The 20,427-nt window shown below is 39.2% G+C and carries 18 protein-coding genes and 1 CRISPR repeat array; of the genes, 7 read left to right on the top strand and 11 right to left on the bottom strand.

Annotated elements, in window-relative coordinates; translation table 11 throughout:
- Positions 1-48 precede the first annotated feature (48 nt).
- A CRISPR array of direct repeats spans positions 49-1,105; the repeat unit is 37 nt; unit sequence GTTTCAATCCTTGTTTTAATGGATCTTGCTCGCGAAT.
- A 113-nt stretch (positions 1,106-1,218) separates the two neighbouring features.
- Genes cas4 through ACPK8D_RS16630 form a run of 8 tightly spaced genes read right to left on the bottom strand, consistent with a single transcriptional unit; the run spans position 1,219 to position 9,537 of the window.
- The gene (gene cas4 / locus ACPK8D_RS16665) at positions 1,219-1,908 is read right to left on the bottom strand and encodes a CRISPR-associated protein Cas4 (protein WP_424718977.1); all 690 of its coding nucleotides are present in this window, start codon (positions 1,906-1,908) and stop codon (positions 1,219-1,221) included.
- A gap of 38 nt (positions 1,909-1,946) precedes the next feature.
- A complete protein-coding gene (gene cas2, locus ACPK8D_RS16660) occupies positions 1,947-2,237 on the bottom strand; it encodes a CRISPR-associated endonuclease Cas2 (RefSeq protein ID WP_424718976.1) in 291 nt (96 codons plus the stop codon).
- 18 nt (positions 2,238-2,255) lie between these two features.
- On the bottom strand, positions 2,256-3,239 hold the full coding sequence (gene cas1, locus ACPK8D_RS16655; RefSeq protein ID WP_424718975.1) for a CRISPR-associated endonuclease Cas1: 984 nt from the start codon (positions 3,237-3,239) through the stop codon (positions 2,256-2,258).
- Positions 3,240-3,890 carry a CRISPR-associated endonuclease Cas6 gene (locus ACPK8D_RS16650; RefSeq protein ID WP_424718974.1) on the bottom strand — a complete coding sequence of 217 codons (651 nt, stop codon included), beginning with the start codon at positions 3,888-3,890 and terminating at the stop codon, positions 3,240-3,242.
- A 15-nt stretch (positions 3,891-3,905) separates the two neighbouring features.
- Complete coding sequence (gene cas3, locus ACPK8D_RS16645) at positions 3,906-6,323, bottom strand: CRISPR-associated helicase Cas3' (RefSeq protein ID WP_424718973.1); 2,418 nt, start codon at positions 6,321-6,323, stop codon at positions 3,906-3,908.
- A complete protein-coding gene (gene cas5b / locus ACPK8D_RS16640) occupies positions 6,295-6,993 on the bottom strand; it encodes a type I-B CRISPR-associated protein Cas5b (RefSeq protein WP_424718972.1) in 699 nt (232 codons plus the stop codon). Before cas5b ends, cas3 begins: the two co-directional genes overlap by 29 nt.
- A gap of 18 nt (positions 6,994-7,011) precedes the next feature.
- The gene (gene cas7b, locus ACPK8D_RS16635) at positions 7,012-7,887 is read right to left on the bottom strand and encodes a type I-B CRISPR-associated protein Cas7/Csh2 (RefSeq protein ID WP_424718971.1); all 876 of its coding nucleotides are present in this window, start codon (positions 7,885-7,887) and stop codon (positions 7,012-7,014) included.
- Positions 7,888-9,537 carry a TIGR02556 family CRISPR-associated protein gene (locus ACPK8D_RS16630; RefSeq protein WP_424718970.1) on the bottom strand — a complete coding sequence of 550 codons (1,650 nt, stop codon included), beginning with the start codon at positions 9,535-9,537 and terminating at the stop codon, positions 7,888-7,890.
- Positions 9,538-10,051: 514 nt separating this feature from the next.
- Between ACPK8D_RS16630 and ACPK8D_RS16625 the strand changes: the two genes are divergently transcribed.
- On the top strand, positions 10,052-10,228 hold the full coding sequence (locus tag ACPK8D_RS16625) for a winged helix-turn-helix domain-containing protein (protein ID WP_424718969.1): 177 nt from the start codon (positions 10,052-10,054) through the stop codon (positions 10,226-10,228).
- A 540-nt stretch (positions 10,229-10,768) separates the two neighbouring features.
- On the opposite strand, the gene ACPK8D_RS16620 is transcribed toward ACPK8D_RS16625, so the two are convergent.
- Positions 10,769-11,479, bottom strand: a complete 711-nt coding sequence (locus tag ACPK8D_RS16620; protein WP_424718968.1) for a DNA alkylation repair protein — start codon at positions 11,477-11,479, stop codon at positions 10,769-10,771.
- A gap of 151 nt (positions 11,480-11,630) precedes the next feature.
- Between ACPK8D_RS16620 and ACPK8D_RS16615 the strand changes: the two genes are divergently transcribed.
- Positions 11,631-12,125, top strand: coding sequence for a GNAT family N-acetyltransferase (locus tag ACPK8D_RS16615; protein ID WP_424718967.1), 495 nt, complete (start codon positions 11,631-11,633; stop codon positions 12,123-12,125).
- A 140-nt stretch (positions 12,126-12,265) separates the two neighbouring features.
- Here ACPK8D_RS16615 and ACPK8D_RS16610 read toward each other — a convergent pair whose 3' ends face one another.
- Positions 12,266-12,622 carry a hypothetical protein gene (locus tag ACPK8D_RS16610; RefSeq protein WP_424718966.1) on the bottom strand — a complete coding sequence of 119 codons (357 nt, stop codon included), beginning with the start codon at positions 12,620-12,622 and terminating at the stop codon, positions 12,266-12,268.
- A 540-nt stretch (positions 12,623-13,162) separates the two neighbouring features.
- Here ACPK8D_RS16610 and ACPK8D_RS16605 point away from each other — a divergent pair.
- Both ACPK8D_RS16605 and ACPK8D_RS16600 read left to right on the top strand, forming a co-directional pair.
- Entirely contained in the window at positions 13,163-13,990 is an 828-nt protein-coding gene (locus ACPK8D_RS16605; RefSeq protein WP_424718965.1) for an ABC transporter ATP-binding protein, read from the top strand.
- Positions 13,991-14,390: 400 nt separating this feature from the next.
- Positions 14,391-15,179 (top strand): DUF1638 domain-containing protein, encoded by a 789-nt coding sequence (locus ACPK8D_RS16600; RefSeq protein WP_424718964.1) that lies wholly within the window; start codon positions 14,391-14,393, stop codon positions 15,177-15,179.
- A gap of 52 nt (positions 15,180-15,231) precedes the next feature.
- On the opposite strand, the gene ACPK8D_RS16595 is transcribed toward ACPK8D_RS16600, so the two are convergent.
- Positions 15,232-15,363, bottom strand: a complete 132-nt coding sequence (locus ACPK8D_RS16595) for a hypothetical protein (protein WP_424718963.1) — start codon at positions 15,361-15,363, stop codon at positions 15,232-15,234.
- A gap of 71 nt (positions 15,364-15,434) precedes the next feature.
- Here ACPK8D_RS16595 and ACPK8D_RS16590 point away from each other — a divergent pair, with 71 nt between their 5' ends.
- The 3 genes from ACPK8D_RS16590 (at position 15,435) to ACPK8D_RS16580 (ending at position 20,272) form a co-directional block, all read left to right on the top strand.
- Positions 15,435-17,246 (top strand): glycosyltransferase, encoded by a 1,812-nt coding sequence (locus tag ACPK8D_RS16590; protein ID WP_424718961.1) that lies wholly within the window; start codon positions 15,435-15,437, stop codon positions 17,244-17,246.
- Between the two features lie 354 nt (positions 17,247-17,600).
- Positions 17,601-18,605: a galactose-1-phosphate uridylyltransferase gene (locus ACPK8D_RS16585; protein ID WP_424718960.1), complete on the top strand. Its 1,005-nt coding sequence runs from the start codon at positions 17,601-17,603 to the stop codon at positions 18,603-18,605.
- A 410-nt stretch (positions 18,606-19,015) separates the two neighbouring features.
- Entirely contained in the window at positions 19,016-20,272 is a 1,257-nt protein-coding gene (locus tag ACPK8D_RS16580; RefSeq protein WP_424718959.1) for a glycosyltransferase family 4 protein, read from the top strand.
- Positions 20,273-20,427: the final 155 nt, after the last annotated feature.

Here is a 20,427-nt window from a genome sequence, read left to right as displayed (position 1 = left end):
CTTGCTCGCGAATCTGAGTTGGCATAAGAACCTGCTGTGCATAGATAAGTTTCAATCCTTGTTTTAATGGATCTTGCTCGCGAATATGCGAATTATATCCATTTAGATTTGGTACAGATCCGTTTCAATCCTTGTTTTAATGGATCTTGCTCGCGAATTAGATGCATGGAGAGTTAAAATTGATGATGTAATGGAGTTTCAATCCTTGTTTTAATGGATCTTGCTCGCGAATAAAATGCTAACCGATATGTGGTGTAAAGCTACATATGGTTTCAATCCTTGTTTTAATGGATCTTGCTCGCGAATATTTATCCACATACGCAGCCAAGTACTGTGCTTAAGTTTCAATCCTTGTTTTAATGGATCTTGCTCGCGAATATTTTGAACGATCAATCACGGAAACTAATTTATCAAGTTTCAATCCTTGTTTTAATGGATCTTGCTCGCGAATTCAGCCGGTTCAGTGGAGGGAGTTTACTGGGATGTAGTTTCAATCCTTGTTTTAATGGATCTTGCTCGCGAATGGAACAATCGGTGATCGATGGAAGAAATCCTATGTAGTTTCAATCCTTGTTTTAATGGATCTTGCTCGCGAATTGTCAGGATTCCATTTGTGGGGCTCCCTGCATTTGGTTTCAATCCTTGTTTTAATGGATCTTGCTCGCGAATAGCACGAATCGGTTTTCTGCACGTAGTGCTAGTAGTTTCAATCCTTGTTTTAATGGATCTTGCTCGCGAATTTGTTATAAAAAACTTAAACTTAAACTCGACCTTCTTATTGTTTCAATCCTTGTTTTAATGGATCTTGCTCGCGAATGAATCATTAGCCCCCATGACAGCCCCCGAAACTCTGGTTTCAATCCTTGTTTTAATGGATCTTGCTCGCGAATGATCTGCTCAAGGTCTGTCCATTCAAAGAACTTTCGTTTCAATCCTTGTTTTAATGGATCTTGCTCGCGAATGTGTCCTACCTGTCATTGTGAGGCACATGGGAAGGGTTTCAATCCTTGTTTTAATGGATCTTGCTCGCGAATAAGAAGGGACGTGGACTATACTCTTTCCTGACACGTTTCAATCCTTGTTTTAATGGATCTTGCTCGCGAATAGGGCAAAATTTTCCGTTATTTGGCCAGAAAAGGCCTAAGATAAGCCCAATTCTGGGACTAAAATTCTTGTTGGGATATTATCAAACCCTTTATAAATACAAGAAAAATCTCTTCATACGCAGATATTCCGGTAACAGCAATCTACGCATTTTCTAGAAGATCTGGAGGTCTTAGGATATAAGCCTTTTTGAACGATATCGAGTATTTCCTGTATTATTTTATCGGCTTTTTTGAAATCAGAGGCGCTGATCTCTATTTCTTTGACCAGGCTGTTGCTGCGTGTAAAACAAAGGTATGCACGATTTACTTCAATATTGTAATTTTCCCTGATCAAAAGTGCCTGCAAGACAAGCTGGAACTTATAGGTTTTAAAGACTTTTTCCTTGTATTCGGCAAATTTGTATTCGAGAGGAGCTGCGGTTCCGTCTCCCAGAAACAGGACTTCGTCCACGATTCCTTTTATATGGCGTTCTTTTGAGGCAATAAAAACATCACTTTCTTTCCTGATGCAATCCAGGCTTCTCCGCAGATAATCCCTGTTTGTGAGCTTCCTTGTTTCATGGACTTCGCGGCCTTTTAAGACTTTAAACCTTTTTTCTTCATGCTGAGGGATGTCGAGGCAGTACATATAATAAATGAAACGGGAGCAGAACAGATATTCAAGCACGTCTGAAATTCTGATTATTGTTTCGGAATCCGTTTCAGCGTATTCTCCGTTACCGTTTTCAGTACAGTTTTCAATGCCTGCTCTCGATTCATCTTCAATTGTTATAGATTCGGGATTTGTCCTGGAGTTTGTCATATTCCGCCTCGGAAAAACTTAGAGAAATTCAGAGAACCTCAGAAAAACTTGGTTATCACTTCGTCGCTGACAAGATCCTTATCAAAAGCCTGGCCGATAAGCTGGACTTTTTTAAAAGACTGTTCATCCATAGGAAATACATACACGGAATCTTTTTCCGTATCAATCAATTCTTCACATTCAAGCCCTAGCGACTCTCTGTCGTTTGTGTTAAGATCTCCCAGAAATACACTTTTCTGGACTCTATAAAGTCCATAGTTCTTGCAGCGGTCACTTACTTTCTGCCTAACCCTGTTTTCTGTAATGTCATATATTACCCAGACAAGCAAGTTTAATCCCTTCTTGTTTTATTTTCCGATCAGGCTGTTTGCAATTCTGTGGCAGTCGAACTGGATTGTGTTTCCGATTTTTATATTCCTGCCCCCGTAACTTATCTCTTTTTCAAAGGTTTCATTGACAGCCTGGATCAGGACAGCTTTTCCCTCTTTATTAAGGGTTAATCCGTTTGGAATTGCATCAAAAAAGCTATCCATCACCTGTTTTTTTGAGAAAAGGTTGAAAACAGTCCTGTCAACGTGAATGCGGTACATTTCAATCAGGTCAAACACAAAAGATTTCTTATTATAGTCATCCGTGTGATTGAAACCAACATAAGGGTCGAGCCCTGCTATAATGCATGCTTTTTCCACCCTGGAATACAGAACCCCGTACCCGTAGTTCAAAAGGCAGTTAAATTCGTCCTTTGCCGGGTTCCGGCTTCTGCCATCGAATTTCCACTTATCGGGCAAAAGGAAGCTCAATGCCCCAAAATGATTCCTGGAAGCCATGCCCTCAAGCCCCATAATTTTCCCGCGCATCTCGTCAAGAGTTCCGTCAAGCGCTTCAAGCTGGGCTTTCATTTCTTCCATGCCAGCAATATAATCATCGAGTTCATCTTTCTGCTCAGGCCTGTTCTTTTTAAGGTCTTTCAAGAAAAGAATCTGGTTCTCAACTTTCTGCTCAACCCACCCTTTTGCCAGCCTGAACCCTTCCGATTCTTCCGAAATCTGAAGCTGCCTTCTCCTTATGTAAGTCGTGCTCCCCAGCTTCGAATGCCACACCCGCCCGTAAGGGTCCCCGAAATTGTCCAGAAAAACGATATCGATATTGTTTTCCACCGCAAATTTGATCGCATCGGTGGTAATGGTTGCAGATGTTGTAATTAAAATGCTTTCAACCTTCTTTTCCGAGACCTCGAAAACCTTGTCTTCATTTTTGACAAGGAAACAGTTATTCTGCTTTTTGATAAAAGAACCGTGAGTATTGATTACAAGCTGCGTGACATCACCCACTTATAGTTTTTTAATTGAACCATATCCTCTAGAAACAGATTTTCCAATCCCAATATAATCAGGTAGACTGAAGTTGGATTTAAATTCACCTTTAAAGCCAGCCATTAGCTTACCCTTGAAATTTAATCTCATTGGCTTGACATTCAGTTTAACTCTAATTTCGTCCTCAACCCTAAAGTCCAGATATTTTGCCATTGAAAGCAAATTTCCAATTAAAATCTTTGTTAATAAATTATCTTTCTCAATTTCATCTGCAGCGTTATACTTAGTTATGTTTCCCTGATTTAAAGCAAGCCAGGGAGTTTTAAAAATATACCGATAGATCTTATCAGTAGTGCCAAAGAAAGTAGATTCAGTAATTATTTCTGCTCTATCAAGACAAAATCGAGCACCTTCAATATTTATTTCTTCTTCACAAATACCAATATCCAAAATAAGATTTGAGCCCTCGTTTAGTCCGACAAGCGTGGGTATACCTTCAATCACTTTATATTGGACTAAAGGATACCTGTAAATGTTTTTATCTTCTCTATGATTATGCATAAGCTCTTCAGATGAGTATTTTTTTGCGAAGAATCCTCTTAGCTTCGAACCATCACGCATATGCAGACAGACATCTGGATACTGTAGACAAGTGTAGTTTATATACAAAAACAAGTCCCCATATCATAAAATTTCAATAGATTTAACTTCTGAGACTATACCTATACTAGGTGAATAAAGTTTTCTAGTACCAGACTTGAGTGGAAGATATTCAGTATCGAATCCACGTATCTTACAAAGATCATCAAATATTAACGAATAAGTACTTTCATATATAGATATTTTATATTGATTCAGGCGGCGGAACAAATTCTTAATTTTAAAATTATACTCCCATTGATTTTCCATTGACGATTTATCCCTTTTCAGCTCAGAAATTTCTTTAATGATTTGAGAACATTTGGCATCTGCTTCGATAACCACATCTCTCTTGAAGGCATAGTCATTTTTGATCAGTTCAAAGGAGTCTCTTAGTTTTTTAAAATCAATATTTTTGATGTGCTCAAAAATTTCAATCGACTTATCTTGACTAACTTTTTGGGTAATCTTTTCCGCGTAAACTTCATTAAGATAATAAATGTCATTTTCTTGGACAATTTCTTTGTCTTCAAGAACCTCTCTAGTAATATCGGTTATAAATGCTGGATATATGTAATTGTGAAAATAACGACCTTTTTCATCATCTTTTAGTCTATATACATGAACTTCACTGGAGTCCTTACCCACTCCATTTCTATTGGCTCTTCCTGCCGTTTGATTTATCGAACTTAAAGGAGAGAAATCTCTGTAAACAACATCCAGATCAATATCAACACCAGCCTCTATTAACTGTGTTGAGACAACTACAAATTTTATACTATTATCTTTTTTGCGACAATCCTTAATAAGATTGATTTTCTCAAGTCTTGCTTTTGGATATATCTCAGTTGAAAGATAAAGACATTTTCGAGATGTATTTTCTTGAATAAATTTAAATATTTCCTTTGATGATTTAATCGTATTGAGCACAATCAAGAAACTTTTGTCTTTTCGACATTCGATGTCTTTTATTAGTATATTTTTAAAATCGCTAACTGATACATCCTCTTTAATATGATTACAAATCCTGATCCGGTTAAGGCTCTCAAAATAAATTTTCTTTCTAGGTACCAGTTCATGCGTTCCAATAAGCAAAGGCATTGTTGCGGTCACAAAAATAAACTTAACATTATATTTCTTTGCTAGTAATTCGAAAAAAGTGCGAATTACTGAATAGTATTTTTCATCCACTGCCTGAATCTCGTCAAGGATTATTATTGAATTTACGATTCGATTAAAACGGTGTGCAATGGAATTATCTCCAACCTTGAATATAGTATTAAACAACTGCACAAAGGTAGTAGTTACAATTTTGCTTTGCCAGTTATCGTAACAAAATCTAGCGTCATAATTTTCATATTCGTTCTCATCTGATTCATATTTTATTTCCGAAAGAGAATGGTGTTTTAATATCTCCGTATCCTTCGGTTCTTCATCAGTTTCTTGATTGAATTTGATAATATTTATTAATTCATCGTAGTTTTGATCAATTATACTCATATAAGGAAGAGAATATATAACTCGCGATTGTTCCCCATAGAGATTTTTAAGTTTGTCAGCAAAATAAAGGGCAGAATAATAAGCAAGGAATGTTTTTCCAGAACCGGTTGGAACATTGATCGAAAAAAAAGATTCAGAATTCAAATCAATTTTATCAAGTTCTTCTTTCATTTCTCTGAATATCTCATCTCTTATCTTAAATATTTGAGAGTCTGCAATGGCTGGATTTTCAGCTAGTAGATTAGAACGTATATGGTCTTTATATTTTTCAACGAACCAGCAAGGTTTTTGACTTGGCATTGTTGGTAATTCGGATATTAGTTGCATTTTATCCGCAGTAAGCAATAGAGAATAAAAATAATTAAAATCTAAAGTATCCTCTACAGAAAAGTCATTTAATTTCCAAACTTTACGGAAACGTGTTCTAATTAACTTTAGATTACTTTCATTAACAAACTCAAAAAATTCATTTAAACCTAGGCCATAAATATTCTCAAGTTCTGTCTGGCTAAATTTTTGAATGTCTTGTATCTGTTCCTCAATGACGCTATAATCATCCGTTAAGTCAAATTCATCACGAGCATCTTTTACACTTCCATGATGTCTTTTTATAATCAAATAGCCAAGTAAGTTATATTCCTCTGGAAGCCACCAGTAAGCAAAAAGAGCAGACAAAAGAGCGTGATTTTTATTAGGTCCAAAAACCTTACTCTTTTTCCCAAAATCACCTTTTTCTTTTGCCTCTTGAAAATCAAGATACTCTTGAAAAAAAGAAGTGGCTTTGCCAAAGTCATGGGCAATACAGATTTTTCGGACAATATCTCGCTTTTCACTGTCATCATTCTGGGAATCATAAATATGAGTTGCTATAGAAGTAACTTCTTCCAAATGGTCTTTCAATGTTTGATGAAAATGTGACCTTAAAATAAAACTATTATTCAAAGAAGAAAACGATGTTTTCATCAACTTTGTACACATCCCTCTTTAGATTACCCATCAAACTGCAGGCTTTTTCTTTTTTACAAGTATCATCTTCTCTGAAAGCAAACAAAATCTTCTCGTAACTTAGATACTCCCTCTTTTCATTATTAGATACAGGAATATTATCTGTAAATAGATGATAGTCAGAGTGCTGGAGATCTATAAAACGAGAGGGTATGAGGCTGTCAATACTATTTGACTTTGTCAGTAATTCAGCCTCAACTCTTTTTTCATAATCTAATTTTGCAATATATTCACTTACACCCAAATATGGTGTGAAAATAGGTCTCTGGTTCTGCAACCTCTCTTCAAGTTCATCAAGTTTGTGAGGAAGCCATGAAATAAAAATTCTGTAATCAGGATCTCTCAAGAATTCTGCGTTTACAGGAAAATTAAATAAATCTTTTTCAGCCTTCATACTCACTAATTTTAAAACTTGCATATCCTTGCGAACTGGAGAAAGCACTTGAATACCGATTTTTAGGCTCAAAGTATTTCTATAAAGTTCATTCTTATCAATACCTATAACCGCCCCAATAAGACCCTTTACAGCTGGAGGGTGGATACACAAAAAAGTAAGAGCTGATGTAGTGGTATATGGTTTTCGAAACTTAGCATATCCACTTTTTGCCCTAAAAACCAAGCAATCCATTGAAGAACGCCCCTCTCATTAAAATTCAATTATTTTAAAATCTTCTGAGAGGTTTTCCACTTTTACACTCCCATGTTTATAGATGCGTATTGTCTCTATTGATTCTTTTTTATTTTCATAGTAAGTGCAAAGCTTTCTAAGATCGAGAGTTGCCTGAGAAATATCTCGCAATTCTTCAACATTGGAATCATAGTTTATATCAATGTAATTGAGTTCACCATCGATCCTATGTTCCTTGTATACAACTTCGGCCAATAACCTGGGCATCTGATTTTTGGAAGTACTTCTATAATTAATAAGGCCATTAATCAGGGCCTTTGAAAATTCATCAAGATCTTTTTCACTAACTTCAATACTCTGTCTTTTAGCTGTGTTATCATTATAAACAGCATAAGTTTTAAAAAGTGCATAGGGGGATATGTATTTGGACCAGATTGTAGACTGGCTTTTTCCTTCTCCACCTGCATAAGCGGAGTTTCCTTGCATGAACTTTATTTCTGCAGGATTTACAGATTTGCTCCACATTACCTGCAAAGGTCCTGTAATGTCATACTTAGGCTTTGTGATCACTGCGCCAAACAATCTTACATCGATATACTCTTTCAGGAGATGATTCGGAAGTTCAGCCTCTTTTATTTTTGCTTTATCCATAACCTCTTTGATCAAACTGGTACATGACATTACTTTACCATCATTATCTTTTTTAGTTCTAACAAGAACATTATGACCCATTGATTGCCATTCATCCCTGACGAAACGTTTTATTCTAACATCAGAAACTTCAAGTTGGCCTGTAATCTCGTCGTGCCTGGGCTTGTTATCATTTAACATATCGCCGTTTGGATTTGCCATTGTACTATCCCAAACAAGTAAGTATTCTCTAGTACTAGCCATTTATTGATCAACTCCATCGTTACTATTATTGTTATCCTTTGATTTTCCAATCCACTGCTGCATTCCCCAAAAGAAAATATACTTCGCTTCATCACTTGACAAATTGCTATCGCCTACTCCCATAAGTTCTTTAGAAGAAGAGATAAGATTTTTTAAATATCCTTTATTTTGCACTCCATACTTATACATCAGTTCAGAACATTGATTTGAAAAGTAAACAAAACTTTTGAAATCATATTTCCGTCCAAAGAAAAAGTTCTTTTCAAGGTACGATTCAGTATTTTCTACTTCGCCTTCATTCTTGTAATTTTTTGATTCGTATATCATATTTCCATAGAGGCGACCAAGCAAAAACCATGATTTTTTAATTTCATTATCAAAGAATTTTCTGTTAATTTCAAAGAACTCTTCAATATTTTTATATGTCGTCATATTGTATCCTCCCTCATTTTTTTCAATGAAACTCCAACCATTATCAAGACAACCACAATCCACAAGGAAATTATATACCCGGTGAATCATGAACATGCTTTTATACCCGTTAAAATAGTCATGCTTATACTTGCTCATTGCACGGGAAAAGAAAAGATTCCTATTCACATCGTTTCCGTGAAAAACGGACTTTAGGTAATTTTTAGCTTCATTTGTGTTGAAAATTTCATTTGGTTTCGAAAAATCGCCAAGTAAATAAACGAGTACTTGCCAAAGAGCAAGGTGCTTTCCTGACTTGGTCTCATATTTACGTTCGAGTTCTGCAATAGTTGTAAACTTTGAAGGCATCACGTTTCTTATGTGGTAGGTTATTTTCCATTCAGATTTCTGTGCAGAATAGAAGATGATATCAACTTGAGAATTACATTTTCCTATCTCCTCGATAACTTCAGTTTCGTTCTCACGGATATAATCAAGAAATTTATTACCTTTAAAATCATTAATATTATGAAACGCAAAAATATCCATTATTTTTTCATTGTATATATGAGGGAGAAATAGAACCTCACTTCCTCCCCACCATGTATTAAGAAAAGAGTTTACGTGTTTTCTTCCATGAAGTATATTAGAAATGCAGTTATTACAAATACCGTAAGACAGACCTTCTGTATTTGAAAAAATCCCTTTGTCATTTGTGTAACATTTATAGATTATACTATCATACAGAGTATCCGTGTTCTGACCACATAACTGACAATACCCAGATAATAACACTTTTTTTAATCCATTTTTTTCAATTTCTTCAAGAAACCTATTTTTGGAGATTTCTATTGGTTTTTGACCATCCTTCATAAAAAGTATTACAAAATTTACTCCAGCATACTCTTTGAGCTTTGAATCAAGCATTGACTTAACTTCACTGAATCTGTTCAAAGGAACATCAATAAATCTCAAACAATCTTTTATTTTGTTGTCCTTCAATGATTCTTTTTTGAGGACGGCACCAACATACCAGTTTCCTTGAACAAAATATAATCCATCCTTGAAGACTTGTTTTTCGAAATCTCTAGTATCAATTTTAATAGAATCACTGGAGATATCAACATTAATAATTAATTCGTAATCCCCATTTTCTTCTTTTTGCCATAAATCGACTAAATCTTTATCCCCTTCAATTTCTCTGACAGTTTTACCTATGTTACAAATAGTTTCAATCATTATTATACCTACATTTAAATATTTATTAAATAAATTTATTCTTCCGAGGTAATATTGTCCAAGTTTTATGTTTATTTAACAATAGTTGTAGTTTTAAGCTATATTTTTTACATTAACTTGGAATTGATTGTATATATATCTTTGTAGATAAATATAAAAAGAAAGTGTATATTTTTTACATTAAAAATAGATTATTATAAGATTTAAAAATAGCAAGAAAAAGAGGAGATTTGGAACATGCTACATGTAAGAAAGAAGGTATTAGTCCTTGTTTTAATGGATATCAAACTTTAATACATGAGCAATGTGCCACTGCGTATATTTTTTACATGTTTTAATCCTTGTTTTAGTGGATATTAGAGTTATATGCTATTTTCCTCTGACCCATATACTTGCGGTTTTCAAGCCAAAGTATATATTTCACATTTACACTCGCATAAGATAGCCGAGTTACTCCTTAAGCAATATATTTATAGTTTATAAACCTTACCAAGGTTCTTATCCCTCGAAAAAATTGATACTCGAAGAGATCCAGAAAGGAATTTCCTCCGTAACGCAGATAGCCGCAACTGCGGGAATTTCGAAGGGTATGACTTATAATCACCTTCGGGAACTCAAAGCAATGGGGTATATAACCGATGGAGACAGCGGGTACGTTATAACTGATGCAGGAAGGATCGCATCGATTTAATTTAGTAAATCGACTGTGAAAGTCCTTTTGTTGAGATCAATCAGGGAATGCTTTTTTGACCAAATAAAACTCTTAATAGCCAGTTCTCTTACCTTTCCCCTGACAATTCACATTTTATCTCATTAAATAAAAAATTATAATGTTCGACACCTTGCAGCGCAGAGTCGGGCTTTCAAAAAACCAGGATGGGGAAAGCGTTGTTATTAAAAGCTTTTTAAATGTTAAGTCCGTATCATAACTGGGTAAATAGAACAAAATACTTGTGAAGAGATCCTTTTAATTGTAACCTAGGCAAAATGTGTAAGTGAAAAAAAAGTTCCTGCAGAATTCAGTTGCAGGCAAAAGATACAGGAATTAAAAGGGAACATCCGGGAGTAGGGAACCTGGATACAGTATGGGGGTACTGTGTCTGAAAAGTTCCTTACTCCTCACTATCTCTTACTTTTCACCTCTCTTCTGCCTCTCTTCTGTCTCTCTGATCTCTTCTAATACTTTTCTCACTTTATCTCATTTTCTCATTTTTCCGTTCAGGCTTTCCGGTTATTTTTCCATAGCTCTGGCTCTCAAATCCTGTGGCATTTTCTCGATTGCGTATCTCAGGGCGGTTCTGGGCATTTCTTTTTTGTTTTTCATAACGTATTCGAAGACTTCCTGCCGGTGGGCTTTGCTGGCTTCTTTGAGCATCCAGCCGTAGCCTTTCCGGACCAGGTCGTCCCTGTCTTTGAGCAGGAGATCCGAGATTTCAAAAACCTCGTTCAGGAAATTGCCTTTTCGGGCCGGCAGGATCAGGGTTACTGCGGCCGCCCGCCGAACCCACCTGTTTTCCGACCGCGCCCAGGTTTTGAGGTTTGCCACATACGCCGGAAATTTCTCTATAAAAGAGCCTACTGCGTGGTTGCAGAGGGTGTCGCACTTCGCCCAGTTATTGACGTACTTTTCAATCCAGCGTTCAAAGGTAAAGAAATCGTCCTCAGAGTAAGCTTCTCTTACCTCGTAGGCCCACTCGGCTGCGATAAAGGCTTCCTCGCAGTAATCGGACCGAAAGAGTTCTTCGCACAGGGCAAAGATCGCTTTTTTATTTTCGGACTTTATCTCGTTAAAATATTTTTTTGCAATTTTTCCCACAAGCGCAGACTTTACCCCGTAGCATCGGACTTCTTCTTTAAAAAAGCGAGAATAACCGGCTTCTGTTTTCTCATCCACACTCCGGGCAAGGTCCTCTCTGATCCTGGCAACAATACTGGGTTCCACATTCCTCTATTTAATTAGAGGTGTACTTATATTTTATTTATATATTACTTAGATCTTATTTTTTAAGCACCTGCCAAAAAATAAAGAAGAGGAGACAAAATAAAAACAGAGCCTGAAAACGTTTTTCATAAAGGAAATTCAATCTCTGTTTATGCCCGAAGTAAAAATTCGCCCTCAGGAACTCTTTGATGCCGAACGTTTCTTTGAGATAATTACCCATACAAACCTTGAGTTCATTGAGTTTCCTATAAAAACGCTTGAAGAAGAAAGGTACTTTCTGCATCTGAATGAAGCCAAGAGAAGGGCTAACTTTGAGCACAACTACTCCATCCTTTACTACGGAAGACTTGTCGGAGCCTGCGGGATCAGGGTCGATCAACACAGGCCCTGGATAGGAGAAATCGGGTACTTCATTGACAGGGACTATCAGGGAAAGGGGATTGCAACCGAGGCTGTAAGACAGCTTGAAAAGGTTGGATTTGAGAAACTGGATTTACATAGAATTGTTATCCTCATGGATACCCGGAACCTTGCAAGCGAGCGCGTGGCCCAGAAATGCGGGTACGAAAAAGAATGCGTTATGAAAAAAGTCCATAGGGTCGGAGAAAATTATTACGACTGTTTCCTGTATGCAAAAACCAGGTAAGGAAAAAGGCAGATAGGCCGAGAAGAAGATAGGCCGAAAAAAAGAAGATAGGTCGGAAAAAGAATTCAGATCTGCCTGTAGAAAAGGAAGGAGAAAAACAGGCAGGCTGCGTGTATCTGATTAAGTCAGTGTAGATTAACTCAGACAAGCCCGAGAGCCTGTATAAGGCTGTTTCCATACCAGATAACCATAAGATTATTTGCGGTTACGAAGATGCCGACGGATTCTATAATATGTTTTGTAAGAGTCCACCTTTCTATTGAAACTTTTATCATGGGAGCTACATAAAAAAGCAGGAAGATAAACCCTACTTTAACAAGTAAAAGGTGGTAGATCCCGTAATTCTCCAGAATCATGGCAGGAACCGGATTATACTCCACACCCCGAGGAAGGGCATAAACCGTAGAGGCCCAATCCCCGATTACATAAAAAAGAATGATAAAACGTATCTCGTAGAGGTAGGAGCTGAACGAACCCCGAGTATTGTAGACTTCCAACAAAGAACCCCCAGAATCCCCTGTTTTTCGATAAAAGCAAAACTATATTATAAGATTATATAAACGCAAGAAACAAACACAAGAAACTAAAATAGGGGCTAATAATTTTTAGAAAGGGCTCCATTAAAAAATTAATATTATTGAGGGCGTGAAAACGCCTTAAAAAGGATATAAGGAGATCAACAAGTTTCGAGAGATAATAAGTTGACTAAACTTATTTTTAACGTTTCCTGATTACTCAGAATAACCGGGAAAGAATAAACATAGTCTTATACCTTGCTGTTATCCAGATTTATCTCAGAATTATTATCAAGTTGTAATTCATGGTTTATCCATGCTTATTATCCATGCTTATTATCCATACTTATTATCCATACTTATTATCCATGCTTATTATACGTGCTTACAAACTCTTGAATGACTTAAGTGCAAAGTGTAAACATTTATATTGGAACTGCAGGTTGGTTTGCTCATAAAAAAAATCGAGCGGAATCTTAAATTCCGGTTATTCGTGAGATTTTATTCCAGGTTTTCAGATAGATGATAAAAATGGCTCAGAATATGGACTTTTCGGGGAAGACTGATTCTCCTTCCCTGCTGGAACTGAAAAATGTAACCGTTGTCAGGGGCGGGAGAAAAATCCTTGATTCGGTGTCCCTGTCTATCGGGCAGGGAGAACATGTTGCAATTATCGGGCCTAACGGCTCTGGAAAATCTTCCCTCATCAAGACCTTTACAAAAGAATATCATCCTCTTGCAGCAGCCGACGGACTTGTTCTCAATATCATGGGCAAAGGGACCTGGCACGTTTTTGAGCTCAGGAAACTGCTCGGGATAGTATCCGGCGACCTTCAGCAAACCTGCTGCCGCCAGGTCAGTGTGCTGGATGTCGTACTTTCAGGGTTTTTCAGCAGCATAGGAATTTACTACAACCACAAAGTTACCCCTGAAATGGATTCAAGAGCAAGGGAAGTACTTGCCTTTCTTGAGATCTCCCACCTTGCAGACAGGCTTATGTCCGAGCTTTCCTCGGGAGAAGCCAAGAGGGTGCTTATAGGCAGAGCCCTTGTGCATGACCCGCAAGCCCTTATTTTAGACGAACCTGCAAACAGCCTTGACCTCAAAGCTCTTCATGGCTTCCGCGAAAGTGTCCGGAAAATTGCAGGTTCGGGAAAAAGTGTTATTCTGGTAACTCACACCCTTGAGGATATTATTCCGGAAATCAACCGTGTAATCCTCATAAAAGACGGAAAAATCTTCATGGACGGAAAAAAACAGGAAATCCTGACCGATGCAAACCTTTCGGAACTTTTTTCTCTCCCTGTCGAAGTCCTGGAGAAGAAAGGTTACTACCAGGCCCTAATCTGAAGAATCGGGCCATGGATTAAAACGAAAGAGTTGACAAAAAAGGAAATTGCTAATGCAGGCGTATTGAAAAAGCAGGCGTATTGAAAAAGCAGGCATATTGAAAAAGCAGGAAGTCAAAATAAATTGATACCGGGATCTATACTTTAACAGAGGAGAGACATATTTATATTTTAATATATCTTATATTATAAAAAAGAAGTTAGATATTATAAAATAGATAGGATGAAAATCGTAGCATAGTGTAAAACGATGCAAATATTGCAAACTAATGCGGAATATTGTAAACGCGCAGAATACTGCAAACCATGCAGAAAACCATAAAATGCTACAGAATACTGCAAATATTGCATTAGAGCCCGGGTTACTCAGCTTCCAGGGAGAAAAATAGGAGGAGTTGCAAATGCCAGTGATCAGTATAATCGGGTGCAGAATGTTCGAAGATGAAATAATGCACCTGCTCGAAAATGACCCTGAAATTGAAAAAGTAGTTGTCGTGGAGAACAATGATTGCGGCGGCATAAGGAAAAAATTGCTGGAAGCCGGGGTCCCGCACAAAATGCTTCCTTTTGAAGAGCTGCCGGAAAAACAGGAAGAGAAGGGGCTTACCCTGAATATATACATGCTTGAGCTCGCCCTGCACGCAATTCCTGAAAACCTTAAGAAAACGGTTTATTCAAAAGTAGAGGCAATGGCTCCGCATTCGGATGGAATCCTGCTCTTTTACGGGCTTTGCGGAAACGTGCTCGGGAAAATCGAAGATGACTTCAGGACCCTGGGCTGCAAGGTCTGCATCCTGAAAGAAGAAAACGGGGAAATTGTTGATGACTGTATAGGTGCCGTGCTCGGAGGCAGAGGGCGCTATCTTGAAGTCCTGAAAAGCTGCAAAGGAGTGGGCACCTTTTTCCTGACCCCTATGTGGGCTGCAAACTGGAGGGAGATGATCAGGACCGCAGGCCTGAGCCAGAACCCCGATGACATCTCCATGTCGAAATTCGTCTTTGATTATGCCGGATACAAAAGAGTTGCAAGGATAAACACGGGCCTCATCTATGAGAAGGATTTTGAAGCTTATGTCAGAGAATTTTCCACACTCTTTGATTTTGAAATTACCGAGCTCGAAGGGACCATGAAACTTGTGGAAAGCTGTTACGCGAAAACAAAGACTTCTGTACTTGATGCCAGTGCCTGATAAATTCCTGTTCCCGCATTTATGCAGCGGTTTTATGCTTTTTTAGAGATTCTCAACAGGTCCGGGAGCCTTTATATTTTTCCTTTTTCATCTCAATAACTGCCATCAGGCCGCAGGCTCCAGATCCCGATAGTTTCTTCATGCAGCCTGCACCCTTTACAGGTTTATTTTTCGAGTGATACATTTTAATATTCACAGGCGAATTAAAATATAAATACAGAATGGAATGGCAAAAGACCCTGGGGTGGTCAGGATTTGGAAAAGCATTTTGTCATACTTGCCGGAGAAGAAGCAGGCCCTAAATCAAACAAGATGGGCGGAATCTGGAATGTCATTCATGAAGAAGCACAAACCCTTGCGGCTCTTTTCGATTCCGGAAAACTGAATACAAAGGACGGGAAAGAGATACTTGTTGTGGGCCCTTATTACGGGCACAGGGGTGCGGACTGGAATCGGGGATTGAACCGGATTACAGGTATGGAGGAATTCGGTCCTCTCAATCCTGGCGAAGAGCTCCAGAAAAGCCTTGAATCCCTGGAAAGATCAGGCATCAAGGTATTTACTGGAGGCAAACTGATAGGGGATACAAAGATAGGCTATTTGCAGTTTCAAACCTCGGATTTCGGGAAAATACGCTCGATGTATATGGGAAAGGAGATGACCCTTGAAAGCAGGGTCAAAGCTGAAGCCTACGAACATTTCGGGCTTGATTCCCTGCGATATGAGAGTATGTCAAACGGGCCTGAATATACCCATTACCTTTGCCTTTCCTATGCAATTTCCGAGCTTGTCCGGCTTCTTGTAAGCACCGCTTCGGAAAAAGTCGAAACCCCTGAAGCAGCCTCAACTCAGGGTTTTATCCCCTGCCCTGGAGTCTCCCTGCACTGCCACGAATTCGGAGTGTTTTATGCGCCAGCCAGGCTGAAAAGGCTTGGAATCCCGGTAAATACGGTTGCAACCCTGCATGCAACTCTGCCCGGAAGGACTGCAGGATATAACTCCATCCAGAAAAGAAGGAATAATGACAGTACATGGCCTCCAGGCGTGCCTGAAAACCTGGCCGCCCTTGAAGCCCTTGCGTCATATGCCGATACGGTTACCGCAGTCGGGGAGTCAACCCGGCAGGAAGTCAGGCTCTTTTACGGGATTAACGGGATTGTGATCCGAAATGGAATAACTATAGAATCCGATAAGATAGACTGGGACCAGAAAGAAAGCTCCCTTGAACGTATCAGGAAGTTCCTTTCCGAAAACCTGTACAAATACCACGGAGGGGAAAGGATAGAGCCCGAAAAAATAATCCCGATTTTCACAATCTCCCGCCTGGAAGTAGAAAATAAGGGGTATCCGGACCTTCTTGATTCCCTTGTAGCTCTTGAGCATATAATAAAAAACAGCATTCTCGAAGGGCATATGCAGGAAGGAATCCGGGTAATCTGTTTCCTTGTTACGGCAGAAGGACCCAAAACAAACCTCCCATCAGGATTCCCTGTCAACCTGCCAAAAGAGGTGCTTGTAGGAAATGAGCTGAGGGTCCAGCAGATGATAGAAGAAAAAGGGCTGGATTTTTCGAAGATGGTAAGGGGAAAACGTTCGGTTGCAGCACTTTTATATCCACAGATTCTTTCAAGCTCGGATGGAGGGCTGGGCATGGAAGTTGGGGAATTTATGTCAGGCTGTTGTGCAGGCATTTTTCCCTCGCGTTACGACCCTTTCCTGCTCACAGGGCTTGAAGCCGGAAAAGAAGGAACCCCAAGTGTGGTCAGCCGGGTCTGCGGCTTCAGTGACGCTATAAAAACGATCGAGTCCCTTGAAGAAGTACTTGGAGGAGTGATTGTGGTAGACAATATCGATCTTTCCTATTATGAAACAGTCCTTGATTATGCCCTGGCAGTCAGCTACTTTACGCAAAATTTCATAGACGATAGGGTAAAGTACAAACTCCTCTGCAGGGAAGCCTTCCTCCTTGCAAAAGATATGGACTGGAGAGCACCTACCGAACAGTATTATGAACTTATAAGCGGGGCTCGCTTCTGCAAGCAGGAAAATACTGCCGGCAGGAGATAAAAGAATAATTAAAAGTATTCGGAAAGGCGGAAAGGCTGCAACGAAATATCTCATTAGAATTCAGAGAAAAAAAGGGAAAGGAGAGAAGGAAGGAATAAAAGAAGAGAAATAAGGAGAAAAGAAGAGAAGGAATAAAAGAAGAGAAATAAGAAGGAAAGAAGAGAAATAAGAGGGAAAGGAGAGAAAAGATAACGGAGAAAGAGAGAAAGTAACGAAAGCGGAAGAAAAGATAATGAAAAAGAAGAAAAGGGGAGAAGAAAGGAAAGATAACCGAAAGAAGAAAAGAGAATAAAGAAGGAAAAAATACCAAAAAAGAAGGGAAAAGGGAAAAAGATATAACGAGGTTTTTCTGAGATGTCAGAGATCAGAAAGCATTATTTTCTTTCCGAGTACTGTATAATTGCTGAAGAAAGAGCTAAAAGACCTTCGGATTTTGCAGGGGCAGGTGAAGACACCGGGAAAAGTGGCTATGAAAACTGCCTTTTCTGCGGGGGAGCTGAGGAAAATACTCCCCTTGCGACTGCAGTATATAAAAATGGGAAAATCTATGCCGATACCCCTGAAAAAAGGGTACGCAACTGGGATTTCCGCTGCTTTCCGAATCTTTATCCTGCTCTTTCACCTGCGCCGGATTCCCCAGAGCATCGGGAAAATGGTCTCCGGGCCGAACCTGCATATGGCTTTCATGAAATTATCGTAGAATCACCTTTGCATGGGAGAAGGCTTGAGGACTTTTCCGGCTCTGAAATCTCAGGACTCATGCAGGTCTATAGAGACCGTACATGCAGCTATATGACCCGTGAAAAAGTACTCTATGTTTCCCTGTTCAAAAACTCCGGGAAAGGAGCAGGAGCTTCGATTAACCACCTTCACAGCCAGCTTCTGGCCCTGCCTTTTTGCCCTCCTCTTCTGACAAGGGAACTGGACGTTATCAGGAAAAAAGAAAGATGCCCGTACTGTGCCATATTTGATAAGGAAAAGGCATCTCCCCGTATGATACTTGAGAACAGCGAATGGATAGCTTTTACTCCTTACTCCTCAGTAGGGCCATTTGAAGTGTGGATTCTTCCTGAGAAGCATGTCAGTTCTCTTGGGGACTGCAATGACAGAATTCTTTTTGCTCTCGGGGAGATTCTGAGAGACATTCTCAAAAGCTACGGAAGAGTCCTTGGAAACCCGCCTTTCAACTATATGTTCTACCAGCTTTCCGAAGCCCCTGAGTATCACCTGAACCTTCGGTTGCTCCCTAGGATTTCCGTTAATGCGGGATTTGAATTGGGTACGGGAATTTATATCAATACGATATCTCCGGAAAGGGCAGCATCTTATTTAAGGGGTGACTTTACGCCCGAAGGATAAGACCTGTAAAAGTAAACTTAAAAAGAGAGGCTGAAAAGCACTCTCATTATTTTCAGTCAAAAACATAAGAAAAATTCACAGATATGTTTATCTACCATTAAAAGGGAATAAACTTAAGGAAGTATAGAGACCATATTCTTAATGTGAAAAGTACCTTTGTATTATGTAAATCAAGGTCATGCCCCTTTTACCTTTATATAGTTTATTGAAGGCCTAAGGGGGTAGAGTTATAGAAAGATTGTGGTGACCTGAGTTCAGTAAACCTGAGATTAATAGGACTGATTAATAAAAATGATTAATAAAACTGAATTCAGCAAACTGGAGAATGTAGATATTAAAAAGGCAAGGGGAAGCCTGCATTCTTCGCTACTCCTTAACTCCCGTTTTGATAAAAAGGGATAAGTGAGCATATGAAAAAGATTCGAGTAGGAATGTTTACCTGGGAAAGTTTGTATTCGATACGTGTAGGAGGAATTTCACCCCATGTATCTGAACTCTCTGAAGCTCTTGCGGCAGAGGGACATGAGGTCCACCTGTTTACACGAGACCGCGAAAATAAAGATGTATTAATCAACGGAGTCCATTATCACAAGATTGCCTGTGACCAGAGCGGAGGAATCGTAGAACAGATGAACCGGATGTGCGACGGTATGTACTGCCGGTTCCTTGAAGTGAGAGAAAGTGCAGGAGAATTTGATGTTCTTCATGGCCACGACTGGCACCCCGTAAATGTCCTGTGCAGGATAAAAGCCCAGTTCGGACTGCCTTTTGTGCTGACCTTCCACAGTACGGAATGGGGTCGTAATGGAAACCGCCACGGAGACTGGTGGGAGGCAAAAGAAATCTCCCACAGGGAATGGCTCGGAGGCTATGAGTCTTCGGACATTATTACGACCTCGACCGTACTTAAGGAAGAAATCAGGCACATCTATAAAATTCCCGATTACAAGCTCTGGGAAATTCCTAACGGCATAAATGTGGGAAAAATAAAAAGACAAATCGACCCTGGAGATGTGAAAAGGCATTATGGTATCCATCCATGTCTCCCAGTGGTGCTTTTCACGGGAAGGATGTCCTATCAGAAAGGGCCTGACCTGCTGGTGGAAGCTGCAGCTAAAGTCCTGAAAAAAAGAAATGCCCAGTTTGTGCTGATAGGCGAAGGAGATATGCGCTCCCAGTGTGAAAATCAGGCCCACAGGCTTGGTATAGAGAATTCATGCAATTTCCTCGGGTATGCCCCGGATAACACTGTAATAGACTGGTTCAATGCCTGCGACCTTGTTTGCGTGCCCAGCCGGAACGAGCCCTTTGGAATCGTAGTGCTTGAAGCCTGGGATGCAAGAAAACCTGTAGTGGCAAGCGATGCGGTCGCCCTTGTGGAGAATTTCAGGACAGGCGTTATTGCCCATAAAGAACCCTCTTCTATTGCCTGGGGCCTCAATTACGTCCTTGAAGGGCTTGGCCATAACCGAATGGGGGAAAAAGGTTACGATCTTCTCAAAAAACGATACAACTGGAAAACGATAGCTGAAAAGACTCTCGAAGTATACGAAAAAGTGATTGAAAAGCGTGAATCTGCGGCAGGAAGAATCAGTTCAGGACCAGGAATTCGGGACGGAAGTAATCTTGATAAAACCCGTAATGGAGCTGCCCCTGATAGAATTTGAGTGTACGATGAACAAAACTATATTATATTTAATTTTTGAGCTGGTTTCAAAACTCCGGTTACTAATGGTTTTGGCTAAACACAGATATTCCATTTAGCTTTATTGATGTTGGTTATCTACTCCAAAATATTGGTTTAAAGGGTCTGGAAGTAGTT

This window comes from Methanosarcina sp. (assembly GCF_049706645.1).
GTDB lineage: Archaea > Halobacteriota > Methanosarcinia > Methanosarcinales > Methanosarcinaceae > Methanosarcina.
Note: the sequence above shows the minus strand (reverse complement) of the source record. Positions and strands in the feature narration are given on the sequence as shown.